Annotated in this window: 14 protein-coding genes and 4 pseudogenes; 1 reads left to right on the top strand and 17 read right to left on the bottom strand. The window is 53.1% G+C overall.

Annotated features, from left to right (window positions below; genetic code table 11):
- Positions 1-104: 104 nt before the first annotated feature.
- Positions 105-830 (bottom strand): 16S rRNA (uracil(1498)-N(3))-methyltransferase, encoded by a 726-nt coding sequence (locus ACNAU7_RS05220; protein WP_416301252.1) that lies wholly within the window; start codon positions 828-830, stop codon positions 105-107.
- Positions 831-933: 103 nt separating this feature from the next.
- Here ACNAU7_RS05220 and ACNAU7_RS05215 point away from each other — a divergent pair, with 103 nt between their 5' ends.
- Positions 934-1,728, top strand: coding sequence for an inositol monophosphatase family protein (locus ACNAU7_RS05215; protein WP_002233103.1), 795 nt, complete (start codon positions 934-936; stop codon positions 1,726-1,728).
- 217 nt (positions 1,729-1,945) lie between these two features.
- Here ACNAU7_RS05215 and ACNAU7_RS05210 read toward each other — a convergent pair whose 3' ends face one another.
- From ACNAU7_RS05210 to ACNAU7_RS05135, 16 genes and pseudogenes are all read right to left on the bottom strand, one after another.
- Positions 1,946-2,431 (bottom strand): YchJ family protein, encoded by a 486-nt coding sequence (locus ACNAU7_RS05210; RefSeq protein WP_416301250.1) that lies wholly within the window; start codon positions 2,429-2,431, stop codon positions 1,946-1,948.
- 64 nt (positions 2,432-2,495) lie between these two features.
- On the bottom strand, positions 2,496-3,242 hold the full coding sequence (gene fabG, locus ACNAU7_RS05205; protein ID WP_416301248.1) for a 3-oxoacyl-ACP reductase FabG: 747 nt from the start codon (positions 3,240-3,242) through the stop codon (positions 2,496-2,498).
- 61 nt (positions 3,243-3,303) lie between these two features.
- Positions 3,304-4,869, bottom strand: a complete 1,566-nt coding sequence (gene guaA, locus ACNAU7_RS05200) for a glutamine-hydrolyzing GMP synthase (protein ID WP_416301246.1) — start codon at positions 4,867-4,869, stop codon at positions 3,304-3,306.
- A 99-nt stretch (positions 4,870-4,968) separates the two neighbouring features.
- Positions 4,969-6,834, bottom strand: coding sequence for a lipid A export permease/ATP-binding protein MsbA (msbA, locus tag ACNAU7_RS05195; RefSeq protein ID WP_416301244.1), 1,866 nt, complete (start codon positions 6,832-6,834; stop codon positions 4,969-4,971).
- 138 nt (positions 6,835-6,972) lie between these two features.
- Positions 6,973-7,899, bottom strand: coding sequence for an ACP S-malonyltransferase (gene fabD / locus ACNAU7_RS05190; RefSeq protein WP_416301242.1), 927 nt, complete (start codon positions 7,897-7,899; stop codon positions 6,973-6,975).
- 93 nt (positions 7,900-7,992) lie between these two features.
- Positions 7,993-8,400, bottom strand: coding sequence for a DUF1294 domain-containing protein (locus tag ACNAU7_RS05185; RefSeq protein ID WP_308031016.1), 408 nt, complete (start codon positions 8,398-8,400; stop codon positions 7,993-7,995).
- Between the two features lie 46 nt (positions 8,401-8,446).
- Entirely contained in the window at positions 8,447-9,409 is a 963-nt protein-coding gene (locus ACNAU7_RS05180) for a beta-ketoacyl-ACP synthase III (protein WP_416301239.1), read from the bottom strand.
- Positions 9,410-9,435: 26 nt separating this feature from the next.
- A pseudogene (locus ACNAU7_RS05175) lies at positions 9,436-9,640 on the bottom strand (hypothetical protein).
- Positions 9,641-9,659: 19 nt separating this feature from the next.
- Positions 9,660-10,077 (bottom strand): annotated as a pseudogene (locus ACNAU7_RS05170) (DUF6911 family protein).
- A gap of 27 nt (positions 10,078-10,104) precedes the next feature.
- Positions 10,105-10,239: pseudogene (locus ACNAU7_RS05165) on the bottom strand (MafI family immunity protein); the annotation flags it as partial.
- A gap of 1 nt (position 10,240) precedes the next feature.
- Positions 10,241-10,660 (bottom strand): annotated as a pseudogene (locus ACNAU7_RS05160) (hemagglutinin); the annotation flags it as partial.
- On the bottom strand, positions 10,657-11,040 hold the full coding sequence (locus ACNAU7_RS05155) for a hypothetical protein (RefSeq protein WP_176608552.1): 384 nt from the start codon (positions 11,038-11,040) through the stop codon (positions 10,657-10,659). The pseudogene ACNAU7_RS05160 and the gene ACNAU7_RS05155, both read right to left, overlap by 4 nt.
- A gap of 3 nt (positions 11,041-11,043) precedes the next feature.
- A complete protein-coding gene (locus ACNAU7_RS05150) occupies positions 11,044-11,238 on the bottom strand; it encodes a hypothetical protein (protein WP_416301237.1) in 195 nt (64 codons plus the stop codon).
- A gap of 81 nt (positions 11,239-11,319) precedes the next feature.
- Positions 11,320-11,514, bottom strand: coding sequence for a hypothetical protein (locus tag ACNAU7_RS05145; protein WP_416301398.1), 195 nt, complete (start codon positions 11,512-11,514; stop codon positions 11,320-11,322).
- Positions 11,515-11,522: 8 nt separating this feature from the next.
- The gene (gene plsX / locus ACNAU7_RS05140; RefSeq protein WP_416301235.1) at positions 11,523-12,578 is read right to left on the bottom strand and encodes a phosphate acyltransferase PlsX; all 1,056 of its coding nucleotides are present in this window, start codon (positions 12,576-12,578) and stop codon (positions 11,523-11,525) included.
- 90 nt (positions 12,579-12,668) lie between these two features.
- Positions 12,669-13,196 (bottom strand): phosphoribosyltransferase, encoded by a 528-nt coding sequence (locus ACNAU7_RS05135; RefSeq protein ID WP_416301233.1) that lies wholly within the window; start codon positions 13,194-13,196, stop codon positions 12,669-12,671.
- Positions 13,197-13,316: the final 120 nt, after the last annotated feature.

The following is a 13,316-nucleotide window of genomic DNA, read 5'->3' as shown; positions in this document are numbered from 1 at the left end:
TCCCGCTTTCGCGGGAATGACGACACGGGAAATCTTATTTGAACCTACTATATCTTAATCGGCTGCAAAATGCCGTCTGAACGGGTTTTAGACGGCATTTCTGTTTATACAAAATCGCCCCAAAGCGTCTGCATCGCGGCGATGGCGGCGAGTGGGGCGGTTTCGGTGCGCAGGATGCGTTTGCCCAATGTTACGGCTTGGAAGCCGGCTTCAAATGCCTGTTGTTCTTCCTGTTCTGTCCAGCCGCCTTCAGGCCCGACCATAAAGACGATTGCGCCGGACGGTTGGCGGATGTCGCCGAGTTTGCGGGCGCGGTTGATGCTCATAATCAGCTTGGTGCTTTCAGACGGCATTTTGTCGAGTGCTTCACGGTAGCCGATGATGGGCAGTACGGGGGGAACGGTGTTTCTGCCGCTCTGTTCGCACGCGGAGATGACGATTTCTTGCCAGCGTGCGAGGCGTTTGGCGGCGCGTTCCCCATCGAGGCGGACGATGCAGCGTTCGCTGATGACGGGCTGTATGGCGGTTACGCCGAGTTCGACGCTTTTTTGCAGGGTGAAATCCATGCGATCGCCGGAGGAGATGGATTGTATCAGTGTGATGTTGAGCGGGGACTCGTTGTCGGTTGTGTCTTCGTGCAGGATTTCGGCTTCGGCGCGGCGTTTTTCCAAAACGGTCAGCCGTGCGGCATGTGCCTTGCCTTTGCCGTCGAAGAGGGTGATGTTTTCGTTGGGGCGGACGCGCAGGACGTTGAGGTGGCGGACGATGTTGTCGGGCAGGGCGACGGTTTGTCCGACGGAAAGGTTTTCGGGTAGGTGGAATCGGGGCATAGTTTTTGGCGGTTCGGACGGTTATAATCCGTCGCAGCGGCGTGATGGAAACGGACATTATACGTTCGCGCGCCGCAAGTTCAAAATATGAGGACAGTAGGAAGTGTTGCACCGTTTGCAGAAAGTCGTGCGCCATATCGCGCAAACCGAAATTATGCCGCGTTTTTTGAATACGCCGTCTTGCCGCAAGGAAGACGGTTCGATGTTGAGCGAGGCGGACATTGCCGCGCAGACGGCTTTTGCCGCCGCGTTGCCGCTTCTGATCGATTGCCCGATGTTGGGCGAGGAAATGTCGCGGCAGGAACAGTCGGCTTTGTGGGAACAATATTCGGGGGAAAAGGGGCTGTGGATTGTCGATCCGATAGACGGGACAAACAATTTTGTCAACGGGCTGCCGCATTTTGCCGTGTCGGTGGCGTTTGTCCGCAACGGGCGCGCCGAATTGGGTGTGATTTACAATCCGGTCAGCGGCGAATGTTTTTATGCCGAACGGGGGCAGGGTGCGTTTTTAAACGGGACGCGCCTGCCTTTGCGTTTGGTCGAAAAAAAACTCAATGAGGCGATTGCGGGTGTGGAAATCAAATATCTGCGTTCCGGCAAGCTGTCCAGCCGGATGAGCACGCTCGCGCCTTTCGGGACGATACGCAGTATGGGCAGCAGTACGCTGGACTGGTGTTATCTGGCGTGCGGGCGTTACGATGTTTATGTCCACGGCGGGCAGAAGCTGTGGGACTATGCTGCGGGTGCGTTGATTTTTGAGGAGGCGGGCGGCAGGCTGACGACTTTGGAAGGCGACGGGTTTTGGAGTGGTGAACACGTGTTCAAACGCTCGGTCGTTGCCGCGCTCGAACCGAAGCTGTTTGAACGCTGGGTCGGGTGGATACGGGAAAACCAATAGGTTTCAACAGGTTTGTTAATATATTTTCACGATTAACGTTTCTTAACATTAATTCGGGTACAATCCCTTCCGCTGATTACCGCTGTCGTTTCTCCCTTTTCGGCAGTGCAGCAAGTAAGACGTTTTCCCGCAATGTATTGACCATTCATACTTACCCTTGGTATGAATGGTTTTTTTTGCGCGTTGAAAATGCCGTCTGAACGTTCAGACGGCATTTTTATGCGACAGGTTGCAGATATTTGCCGCAGCAGGCTTTGAATTTTTTGCCCGATCCGCAAATGCAGGGTTGTTTCATCGCAGGATGCGGAACAGTCGGATCGATGAAATACCATTGTCCGCCGATGTTGACGAAGCCGGACAGTTCGTGATGTGCGGATCGGTGTTGTCCGTCTTGGAAGTAGGCTTCAAATTCGACTTGGGCGTGCTGTTTGCCGAAGTTGCGGTGTGCGATGATGTTCAAACCCAGCCATTCGGTTTCTCTGCTCCACTGCATCAGTTCGGCGGTATTGAGGAATGCTTGTTGTGCCGGAACGGTAGTAGTGATGATGTAGTCGATAAGGTGCAGCACATACGCGCTGTACCGCGAACGCATGAGGGCTTCGGCGGTGGGCGGCAGGATTTGGCGCAGATGAAGTGGACGGCAGCAGCCGGCATAGCTTGTGCCTGAGCCGCATGGGCAGGGCGGGGTGTGGTGTGTGTTCATTTTGCCTGAGAATGCAAATGCCGTCTGAAAGGGCTTCAGACGGCATGGTTGAAAAAGTTGTCTGTTAAGGCATCAGCATGCCGCCGTTGACGTGCAGCGTTTGACCGGTAATGTATTTTGCCTGATCGGAAGCGAGGAACAGAACCGCATCGGCGATGTCTTGCGCGTCGCCGAATCTGCCCAAGGCAGTTTGGGCGGTAAAGGTTTGGCGGGTTTCTTCCGGCAGGGCGCGGGTCATGTCGGTATCGATAAAGCCGGGGGCGACGCAGTTGACGGTAATGCCGCGGCTGCCGACTTCGCGCGCCATGGATTTGGAGAAACCGATTAAGCCTGCTTTTGCCGCGGCATAGTTGGTTTGACCGGCATTGCCCATTACGCCGACGACGGATGTGATGTTGATGATACGGCCGGCGCGCTGCTTCATCATGCCGCGCAAGACGGCTTTGGAGGCGCGGAAGACGGATTTTAGGTTGACCTGCATGATGTCGTCCCACTCTTCTTCTTTCATACGCATCAAGAGGTTGTCGCGGGTGATACCGGCGTTGTTGACCAGAATATCCAGCTTGCCGAACGCTTTTTCGATGTCGGCAATCAGGCTTTCGATGGTTTCAGGTTCGGCGGAATCCAATGCACGACCTTCGCCGCCCCATTGCGCCAACCGCCCGCTAATCGCCGCAGCCCCGCTTTCGCTAGTCGCCGTACCGATGACTTTGGCACCGGCTGCCGCCAGCGTGTCGGCAATCGCTGCACCGATACCGCGCGATGCGCCTGTTACCAAAGCGATTTTGCCGCTTAAATCTTGTGTACTCATGTCTTTTCCTTTTTTCCGATAATCGAAGGACTGCGCCGGACGGTGCAGCCCTGTTTGCTGTTTATTCCCACTCGATGGTGGCAGGCGGTTTGCCGCTGACATCGTACACCACGCGGTTGATGCCTTTGACTTCGTTGATGATGCGGTTGGACACTTTGCCCAACAAGGAATACGGCAGTTCCGCCCAATGCGCGGTCATGAAGTCGCTGGTGATGACGGCGCGCAGTGCGACGACGTAATCGTAAGTACGGCCGTCGCCCATCACGCCGACGGATTTCACAGGCAGGAATACGGCAAAGGCTTGGCTGGTCAGGTCGTACCAAGATGTGCCGTTTTCATCGGTAGTATTGCGCAATTCTTGGATGAAAATATCGTCTGCCTGACGGAGCAAGTCAGCGTATTCTTTTTTCACTTCGCCCAAGATGCGTACGCCCAAACCGGGGCCGGGGAACGGATGGCGGTACACCATTTCGCGCGGCAAGCCCAAAGCAACGCCGAGTTCGCGCACTTCGTCTTTAAACAAGTCGCGTAAAGGCTCAAGCAGCTTGAGCTTCATGTTTTCGGGCAGGCCGCCGACGTTGTGGTGCGATTTGATGGCGTGGGCTTTTTTGGTTTTCGCGCCTGCGGATTCGATTACGTCAGGGTAAATCGTGCCTTGCGCCAGCCATTTGGCGTTGGTGAGTTTTTTCTCTTCGGCATCAAATACTTCGATAAATTCCGCGCCGATGATTTTGCGTTTTTTCTCGGGGTCGGTAACGCCGGCGAGTTTCGCCATAAACTGCCCTTCGGCATCGACGTGAATCACTTTCACACCCAAGTTGCGGGCAAACATGTCCATCACCATGTTGCCTTCGTTCAGGCGCAACAAACCGTGATCGACGAACACGCAGGTCAGTTGGTCGCCGATGGCGCGGTGAATCAGCGCAGCCGCCACGGAAGAGTCCACGCCGCCGGACAGACCTAAAATCACTTCGTCGCTGCCGACCTGTTCGCGGATTTTGGCAACGGCTTCTTCGATGTAGTTGGGCATCGTCCAGCCCGGTTGTGCGCCGCAAATATCCAAGACAAAGCGGTTCAACAGGGCGCGGCCTTGTTTGGTGTGGGTAACTTCGGGGTGGAACTGGATGCCGTAGAATTGTTTTTCGGCGTTTTCCATCATGGCAATCGGGCAGGACGGGGTGTCGCCGATGACGGCGAAACCGTCGGGCAGTTTGGACACTTTGTCGCCGTGGCTCATCCATACGTCCAATGTATTGGGCGCGTCGTCGTAAATATCGCGGGTCAGTTCGCTGTCTATGGTTTTGACTTGTGCGTAACCGAATTCGCGCTGGTTGCCGGGCTGCACTTCGCCGCCCAAGTGGTGCGCCATAAATTGCATTCCATAACAGATGCCCAAAATCGGAATGCCCAAATCAAAGATGCCGGTATCGGCTTGATAGTCGGATTCGTAAACGGAATTAGGGCCGCCGGAAAGGATGATGCCTTTGGGGTTGAAGGCTTTGATTTCGTCCAAAGGCATATCGAAGGAATGCAGCTCGCAGTAAACGTGGGCTTCGCGCACGCGGCGGGCGATGAGCTGGGTAACTTGCGAACCGAAGTCGAGGATGAGGATTTTGTCTTGGGTCATAATGGGTTTTACAGTGATTGAAGATAATCGGATGGGTCGGCGGATATGATGCCGTCTGAAGGGGTCGGGGCGATTGTACCATTTCAGACGGCATTTTGTTTATGCCGTCCGGACGGCGGCATCTTTGTTTGAGATATTGCGTAACATCGTGTAGTAGCCGTTTTGGGACATCAGTTGTTCGTGTGTACCTTGTTCGATGATTTTGCCGCCGTCCATGACGATGATGCGGTCGGCCCCTTCGATGGTGGTCAGGCGGTGGGCGACGATGATGCCGGTGCGGTTTTCCATCAGGCGTTCGAGCGCTTGTTGGACGAGGCGTTCGGATTCGTTGTCTAATGCGCTGGTGGCTTCGTCCAATAATAATATCGGCGCGTCTTTCAAGATGGCGCGGGCAATGGCGACGCGTTGCCGCTGTCCGCCGGATAAGTTGCTGCCGTTCGATCCGATGGGCTGGTGCAGTCCGAGCGGGGATGCGTCGATCAGGCTTTGCAGGTTGGCGGCTTGGAGGGCGGACAGGACTTCGGATTCGCCCGCGTCGGGACGGCTGTATCGGACGTTTTCAAAAAGAGTATCGTCAAACAGGAATACGTCTTGGGAGACGAGGGCAAATTGGGCGCGCAGGCAGTCGAGTTTGATGTCGGCGATGTCGATACCGTCTATGCAGATGTTGCCGGCGGTGGGTTCGACAAAGCGGGGCAGCAGGTTGACGACGGTGGATTTGCCGCTGCCGGAACGTCCGACCAGGGCGACGCGTTCGCCTTGTCTGATGTCGAGGTTGAAGCCGTCGAGAGCTTTGATGCCGTCTGAACGGTATTCGACATCGACGTTTCGGAAGCTGATGCGCCCTTTGATGTGTTGTGGCGCGAGCGTGCCTTTGTCTTGTTCGGGCGGAGTGTCGAGAAATGCACATACGCCGTCGGCGGCGAGGAACATCGTCTGCATCGGGATGCTGATGTTGGCAAGGCTTTTGATGGGGGCGTACATTTGCAGCATCGCGACGATGAATGCCATAAATTCGCCGATGGTGGTGTAGCCGTTTTGGCTTTGCCACAGGGCGATGAAGATGACGACGGCGAGGGCGATCGAGGCAATCAGTTCGCTGAACGGGGAATGTGCCGCCGTTGCCTGCGTGATTTTTTTGCTGAGGCGGACGATGGTGCGGTTGATCGCGTCGAACCGGTTTGCCGCCTGCGCCTGCCCGTTGAACAGCTTGACGACGCGGTGTCCCTGATGGGTTTCGGCAATCACGTTGTTCATCGTGCCTATGCTTTTTTGCGAGTCGGAAATGACGTGCTTCAGACGGTCGCGGTAGTAGCGCGAGAGCAGGGAGAGCAGGGGGAACATCAGGACGACGATGAGGCTGAGCTGCCAGTTGAGGTAAAGCAGGACGATGGTCAGGCCGGTAACAATCATCGTGTCGCGCGTGAGGACGGTGAAGATGTCGCTGGCGTTGCTGACCGACTGTTCGGTCAGGTTGAGCATATTCATCAGTACGGTGCCGGACGGCGTTTCCTGATGGTAGCGGGAGGAAAGGGTCAGCATTTTGGCAAACATATCTTTGCGGATTTTGCTGATGGTCATCACGGAGACCCAAGTCATCAGATAGGTGCTGGTAAAGCGGCAGATGCCCCGGATGATGACGAGGATGATGAGAAAGAGCGGGACGGTCCAGATTTTGTTTTCCGTCCCCCAAACCATATAGGTAAACTGTTCGCGCCAGTTTTGCAGGGTGGAAATGATGCCGGCGGCGGCAGACAGCTCGGGCGGCGCGGCGGGTGCGGAAAAGCCGTGGTTGATCAGGGGGGCGATGAAGGCGGCAAGATAGCTTTCGGTGGCGGCAACGCCGAAAATGGCAATCAGGGCGGCAACGATGCGGATTTTGTAGGGGCGGACGTATGCCATCAGGCGCATAAAGCTGCGCGCGTCTTCTTTTTTAAACAGTCCGAAAGTCAGTTTTTCTATCATATCGGTAGGGCGGGAACTGCAATGGCAGCCGCTGTCGGTGGTTTGGTCGGGATGGATTATAGCGCAAATATGCGGCTGTTTGCCGTTCGGACGTGAAAAGCAGCCTGAGGCATGCGGGCTGCTTTTTGCGGAACGAAGTCAGTGTGCTTCTATAAAGGCGGCAATCTGTCCGGCATCGGTCAGTGCGCTGCACGCGGCGGCTTTGTTGATGCGTTTTGCCAAGCCCGCCAACACTTTGCCCGGGCCGCATTCGGCGGATTCGGCAATGCCGTCTGAAACAAGGGCGTTGACGGTTTCCGTCCAGCGTACGGGGCTGTAAAGCTGGCGGACGAGCGCGTCTTTGATTTTGTCGGCATCATCGTAGGCGGCAACGTCGGCGTTGTGGATGACGCGGATTTGCGGCTGCTTGATTTCAACGGTTTTCAGGGCTTCGGCGAGTTTGTCGGCGGCGGGTTTCATGAGGCTGCAATGGGAAGGTACGGACACGGGCAGCGGCAGGGCGCGTTTGGCACCGGCTTCTTTGGCGGCGGTCATGGCGCGTCCGACGGCGGCGGCATTGCCTGCAATTACGACTTGTCCGGGCGAGTTGAAGTTGACGGCTTCGACCACTTCGCCTTGGGCGGCTTCGGCACAAATGGCTTTAACCTGCTCATCTTCCAAGCCGAGAATCGCCGCCATTGCGCCCACGCCTTGCGGTACGGCGGACTGCATCAGTTCGGCGCGCAGGCGCACGAGTTTGACCGCGTCGGCAAAATTCAATGCGCCGGCGGCAACGAGTGCGGTGTATTCGCCGAGGCTGTGTCCGGCAACGGCGGCAGGCGTTTTGCCGCCCGCTTCTAAATAGGCGCGGTAAACGGCAACGCCGGCGGCGAGCATGATGGGCTGGGTATTGACGGTTTGTCCGATGATTTCGGCATCGCTGCCGTTAATCATCGCCCACAAGTCCTGCCCCAATATGGCGGAGGCTTCGGCAAAGGTGTTTTTGACGATGGCGTGTTCGGCAAAGCCGTTCATCATACCGAGGCTTTGAGAACCTTGTCCGGGAAAAAAGAAGGCAAAAGACATAGTATTCCTTTGTTTGGTTGGATAATCAGGTATTCTGCCCGAGTTTTACGAAAAATTCAGGCGAGACAAAATAATATAGTGGATTAACAAAAATCAGGACAAGGCGACGAAGCCGCAGACAGTACAAATAGTACGGCAAGGCGAGGCAACGCCGTACTGGTTTAAATTTAATCCACTATAAATCAGGATGCAGGTCGCCAGGACATTGCCCGAAACAGTTAGACGAAACAGCACAACAAAACGCTTTTTCGCCGTTTTATGCCTGAATATCCTGCTGCCCAAGTATGCGCCCGTCCAACCGCCGAACAAGGCAGGCAGCAGCAGGCGGTGTTCGGGAATGCGGCGTTTTCCCCGCACGGCATGCCGTTTGTCGATGCCGTAAAGTGCAAATGTGTAAAAAGACAGTATGGCGTAACACGCTCCCAATAGGGGACATAATATGAAAACAGCGGATAAAAAGGCTGTGCATATTGTCAGCTTGAGGAAAGACAGTTGCTTCATAGGATGGGAAATGCCGTCTGAAAGCCTGTTTCAGACGGCATGGTATTCAATATTGCAGCAATACCGCGCCCCACGCGAAACCGCCGCCGATGCCTTCGAGCAGCAGGTTTTGACCGCGTTTGATTTGTCCGTTGCGGATGCCCGTATCCAAAGCCAGCGGAATCGAGGCGGCGGAAGTATTGCCGTGGTCTTGGACGGTTAAGATCACTTTGTCCATGCTCAGCCCCAAATGTTTCGCAGTGGATTCGATGATGCGGCGGTTTGCCTGATGGGGAACAATCCAGTCGATTTGTTCGGCGGTATAACCGGCTTCGCTGATGACTTCGTCGGCGATTTTCGCCAGCATTTTGACGGCGAATTTGAATACGCCCGGTCCGTCCATAGTGATATAAGGCGATCCGCAGATTTGTCCGTCGGCAATTTTCCCGGGGGCGTTGAGTAGGTTCAGATAATTGCCGTCGGCTTTGAGTTTGGCGTGGATGATGCCCGGTTCGTCCGACGCGCTTAAAACCACCGCGCCCGCGCCGTCGCCGAACAATACGCAGGTTGTGCGGTCGTTCCAGTCTACAATGCGGCTGAAGGTTTCCGCACCGATGATCAGTGCGTTTTTCGCCATACCGCTTTTAATGTAGGCGTTTGCCGTAGTCAGCGCGTACATAAAGCCCGCACACACTGCCTGAACGTCGAAGGCGGGGCAGCCGTTGGTGATGCCCAATTTTTGCTGCACGATGGTTGCAGTAGACGGAAACTGCATATCCGGCGTTGCCGTTGCCACAATAATCAAATCGATTTCGCCGCTGTCCAATCCGGCAGCATCTAGGGCACGGCGGGCCGCTTCGGCTGCAAGATCGCTGGTTTTCTCATTTTCGGCTGCAATATGGCGGAATTTGATGCCCGTGCGCGCGGTAATCCACTCGTCAGAGGTATCTACCTTTTGAGCAAGGTCGTCATTGCTGACGCGGTTGGCAGGAAGATAGCTGCCCGTGCCGGAAATTTTGGCATACTGCATGGGAACGGCCTTTTTGGAGAGTTGGTTCAGATTCGGCTATTGTAAGCGAAAAACCGATGATTGCCCAATACGGGCAGGGTGCAAATGACGGAAATCGGGATGGGGGGTGTGGTTTGGGATACAGATGGTTTTCAGATGCAGATTGCCGTGGACAGGCAGGGCGGGGTTGCCGATATGCTGTTTTAAGCGAAGGAAATGCCGTCTGAAAACCAAACCTGCTTCAGACGGCATTTTGATTGTTGGGTTTCCATCAAATTATTGGTGCCGGTGTTTGTTTTTGTATCATAAATTCGGAAATGATATTTTGAATTGTAGAAATATTTTTAGAGATATGCTCAATAGGGTAGAAGTCTCCCCAAATTTCCATTGTATTTCCACTATAATTTTCTGTTTTAAGGTTTTTTACTTCAATATCCCCGTCTTCTAAAATTGTTTGAATCATTGGCAAATAACATCCTTCTTCAAAATAGATAGTTAATTCGGTATTGCCAAATTTGGGTTCAGGAATAATTCTGAAAACAAGGACGCCGGCTTTTTTCTCAAAATTTGATACGGAAAAAAAAGTGATTGATTTCCCTAATGTCAGGATTTTCCAAAACGGGGATTTGGATTCGCTCCCCGTTGTCTGCCATAAAAAATCCGCCAAAAACAACCGTCGATGTTTTCATGTTTATCAACCCATTGGCTTTATTTGGTTAATCGGACGTGCTTTCTATCTCAAATTCCTTGTTGATAAAAGAAATTTCCCGGGATTCTTGTTCCGTCAGCCGGACATCGAAATCTTCGATATAAGTACACAGGATTTCAAAAGCCAAAAAACGTTCCGAATGCGGCTTCGTCACTGATTTGGATATTTTGGGTGTTGATGCCGCTGCGGGTGATGCTGTTTTGGCTGTCGTTGTCCTTGCCGTAACCTATGCTGGCAGATAGACCGTCTTTGGCGTTACCCATCCAGCCACCTTTGACATTGCCATCGGTGCCAATACCGAAACTTTCGCCTTCGTAATGGCTGTGGTTTTGGATGTCTCTGAAGCTGAGTGTGCCGGTGGCGAATTGGTTTCTGCCGTTATCTTCCGCGCTTTGGGTGGAGGTGATGAGTCCGCCTTTGAGGTCGGTGTGTCCTTTGATGTTGATTTGATAACCGTCTTCACCCGCAAATATGCCGCTTTGCTCATTCACAGACGCATAATCCGCATTCACTTTGGACTTGCTATAACTCGCACTGCCTGAAACGCCGTAACCCATTATTACCATTTTGTTGAATATCCTTTATTATTAAGCATACATCTTGCATTATCCCCAATACAATTTATCGATTTGACTGCATTATCATTGTATTTATTATCATAATATTTTTTTATAATATATTGATAATTACCCTTTTCATCAGGTAATTGATATAATTTATATATTTCAGGACAAGCAACGGAAAGGCAACTTCTGAAATCATCAATTCGTTGTTCGTTAGTCGTATTATTTTTAACAAAATATTCAATATCGTTGTTTGCTCTTGTCGTCATATCATCAAAAGGATAATGACAAGACGAAGTTGCAAAAAAGCAAGGATTACAAGAAGTTGTCATTACCATTATAAAAACAATAATGACAACTTTAAAACAACGCGTAATCATAAATCAATGCCCACTTAATTTCATAATCACTTGGATAAAATCCTGATCGACTATATCGGCAATAGCAAATGGAGCGGCTACTGGTATCGCTGCAACAGTTACTTTACTTGAAATAGTTTCATCTTTTTTATTTGTTGTTCTTCTATTTGGCGTTGTATTTCCATATTCATCATAAAAGCCCCACATTTGACCGCCCATAAAATCGTGTGTTCCAGCAAAACCCTCTACAAATGAATATAATCCAATGCGGATTCAATCAGACGGGCATCAAGCCTGCCTTCAAGGGATTTTCCGAACTTCATCATCCGTTTGTCTAGAGCTTTCATCCGTTTTTCTAATGTCTTCATTTTTCAAATATTCCTTATTGTACAGGGAAGTATTTGGGAAGTGCCGGACAGGCGCATCGCCGTCCGCGCCCGCAGGTTTGGTGCGGGCGGATGCCGTCTGAAAGGAGCGGGGGCGTTCAGACGGCATCGTGTGTGTTACAGACCGCCGACATTTTCGTTTTGGACGGCTTTGGCAGTTTCGAGTGCGGCGAGTTGTTCGGCAACGCCTTGTTCGATTTTGGAAAGGCCGGCGGACTTGGCTTCGTGGTAGGCTTCTTCGAGTGCGTAGCGGAAACCGGTTTCGTCTGTGCCGCCGTGGCTTTTGATGACGATGCCGCGCAGCCCGAGCAGGATGGCCCCGTTGAATTTGCGCGGATCGAGTTTGTTTTTCAGCCCTTTGAGGGCGGGCAGGGCGGCAATGGCGGCAAGTTTGTTGAACAGGTTGCTTTGGAATTCGCGGCGGATGGCTCCGCTCATGAATTTGACCGCGCCTTCGATGGTTTTGAGCATGACGTTGCCGACAAAGCCGTCGGCGACGACGACATCTGCTTCGCCGTACAGGATGCCGTTGCTTTCGATGTTGCCGATAAAGTTGAGTTTGCTGTTTTGCAGTAGTTTGTAGGTTTGTTTGACGGTGTCCGTACCTTTGATGTCTTCCGTGCCGACGTTGACCAGCCCGACGCGCGGCTGTCCTTTTTGAGGATGGAGTGCGTGGACGAGTTCGCTGCCGATAACGGCAAATTGGGCGAGCTGTTCGGGCGTGCAGTCAACGTTCGCGCCGAGGTCGAGTGCAAGGGTAACGTGGTCGGTGTCGGACGGGAGGAATTTGGCGATGGCGGGGCGTTCGATGCCGGGTATGGTTTTGAGGACGAAACGTGCGGTTGCCATGAGCGCGCCCGTGTTGCCTGCGGATACGGCGGCTTGGGCTTTGCCTTCTTTAACTTGGTTGACGGCGACGCGCATGGAGGAGTCTTTTTTGTTTTTCAGGGCAGATTGGGGGGCTTCGTCCATGCCGACGACTTGGGTGGTATGGCAGATGTCGATGCGTTCCATCGGTGCGCCTGCCGCGGTCAGGGCTTGGCGCAGTTGCGTTTCGTCGCCGGTCATAATCAGGCGGACATCGGGATGTGCTTGGAGGAATGCGGTTGCGCCGGGTACGGTAACGGCAAGTCCTTGGTCGCCGCCCATGGCATCTACGGCCAATGTAATCATAGGGGTTTCTCCGGTAGGTTTTCGGTCTGCGGCAGGGATCGGATGGGTTTTCAGACGGCATCGGTTCGGAAAATATGCCGTCTGAAAGGGTCAGCCTCGGCTGCTTTCGGCAAGACGGTTGTGTTCGTCGATATCGAGTGCATCCCATGGATAGTTGATCCACCAGTCGTCTACGGTGATGCCGCTGAAATAGGGAATGCCTTCGGGGATTTTACCTGCTTTGGCTTTGATTTTTTCGTGCAGTACGGCGACGCCGATGGTGCCGAAGTCTTCTTTAAGCAGCTCTGTCAGGCAAAATTCCATGGTTACGCGGCTGTCGTCCACTTCGTCGACAACAAGGACGTTTTTACCCCGTAAGGCTTCGGGGACGGGGTCTAGCCATTGGACTTTTTTGACTTCTTCGGTAACTTGTCCTTCGTTGTCGCTGTCGTAATAGGCGGTGGTTACGGCATAAATCGGAATTTCCAGAAAACAGCGCAGCATACGTGCAGGAATAAAGCCGCCGCCGCCGATAGCGATCATGGCGTCGTATTTGACGCCGGCGTTCCGGATTTTTTCTGCCAATGCTTTGATGACGCGGTGGATATCATCGTAGGTGTACCAGATTTTCTGTTTCATCGGAATTTCCTTGGTGGTTGGGGCTTTTGGAATATTTTCACGGGTTATTATACGGAACGCTTTGCCCCTGTGTGTTGACGTATGGCGAAAGTTTGGACGGATGGTGCGTCCAATGCAAAA

The sequence above is a fragment of the Neisseria sp. LACPHL-SPEC-2024-00856 genome (assembly GCF_047915665.1).
Taxonomy (GTDB): Bacteria; Pseudomonadota; Gammaproteobacteria; order Burkholderiales; family Neisseriaceae; genus Neisseria; species Neisseria polysaccharea.
The sequence above is the reverse complement of the archived record's forward strand: the minus strand, read 5'-3'. Positions and strand labels throughout refer to the sequence as shown.

Excerpts from the sequence above, each read along its gene's own strand:
- ACNAU7_RS05220 (WP_416301252.1), bottom strand. The coding sequence starts at position 830 with ATGCCCCGATTCCACCTACCCGAAAACCTTTCCGTCGGACAAACCGTC.
- ACNAU7_RS05210 (WP_416301250.1), bottom strand. The coding sequence starts at position 2,431 with ATGAACACACACCACACCCCGCCCTGCCCATGCGGCTCAGGCACAAGC.
- fabG (WP_416301248.1), bottom strand. The coding sequence starts at position 3,242 with ATGAGTACACAAGATTTAAGCGGCAAAATCGCTTTGGTAACAGGCGCA.
- guaA (WP_416301246.1), bottom strand. The coding sequence starts at position 4,869 with ATGACCCAAGACAAAATCCTCATCCTCGACTTCGGTTCGCAAGTTACC.
- msbA (WP_416301244.1), bottom strand. The coding sequence starts at position 6,834 with ATGATAGAAAAACTGACTTTCGGACTGTTTAAAAAAGAAGACGCGCGC.
- fabD (WP_416301242.1), bottom strand. The coding sequence starts at position 7,899 with ATGTCTTTTGCCTTCTTTTTTCCCGGACAAGGTTCTCAAAGCCTCGGT.
- ACNAU7_RS05185 (WP_308031016.1), bottom strand. The coding sequence starts at position 8,400 with ATGAAGCAACTGTCTTTCCTCAAGCTGACAATATGCACAGCCTTTTTA.
- ACNAU7_RS05180 (WP_416301239.1), bottom strand. The coding sequence starts at position 9,409 with ATGCAGTATGCCAAAATTTCCGGCACGGGCAGCTATCTTCCTGCCAAC.
- ACNAU7_RS05155 (WP_176608552.1), bottom strand. The coding sequence starts at position 11,040 with ATGATTACGCGTTGTTTTAAAGTTGTCATTATTGTTTTTATAATGGTA.
- ACNAU7_RS05150 (WP_416301237.1), bottom strand. The coding sequence starts at position 11,238 with ATGGGCGGTCAAATGTGGGGCTTTTATGATGAATATGGAAATACAACG.
- ACNAU7_RS05145 (WP_416301398.1), bottom strand. The coding sequence starts at position 11,514 with ATGCCGTCTGAACGCCCCCGCTCCTTTCAGACGGCATCCGCCCGCACC.
- plsX (WP_416301235.1), bottom strand. The coding sequence starts at position 12,578 with ATGATTACATTGGCCGTAGATGCCATGGGCGGCGACCAAGGACTTGCC.
- ACNAU7_RS05135 (WP_416301233.1), bottom strand. The coding sequence starts at position 13,196 with ATGAAACAGAAAATCTGGTACACCTACGATGATATCCACCGCGTCATC.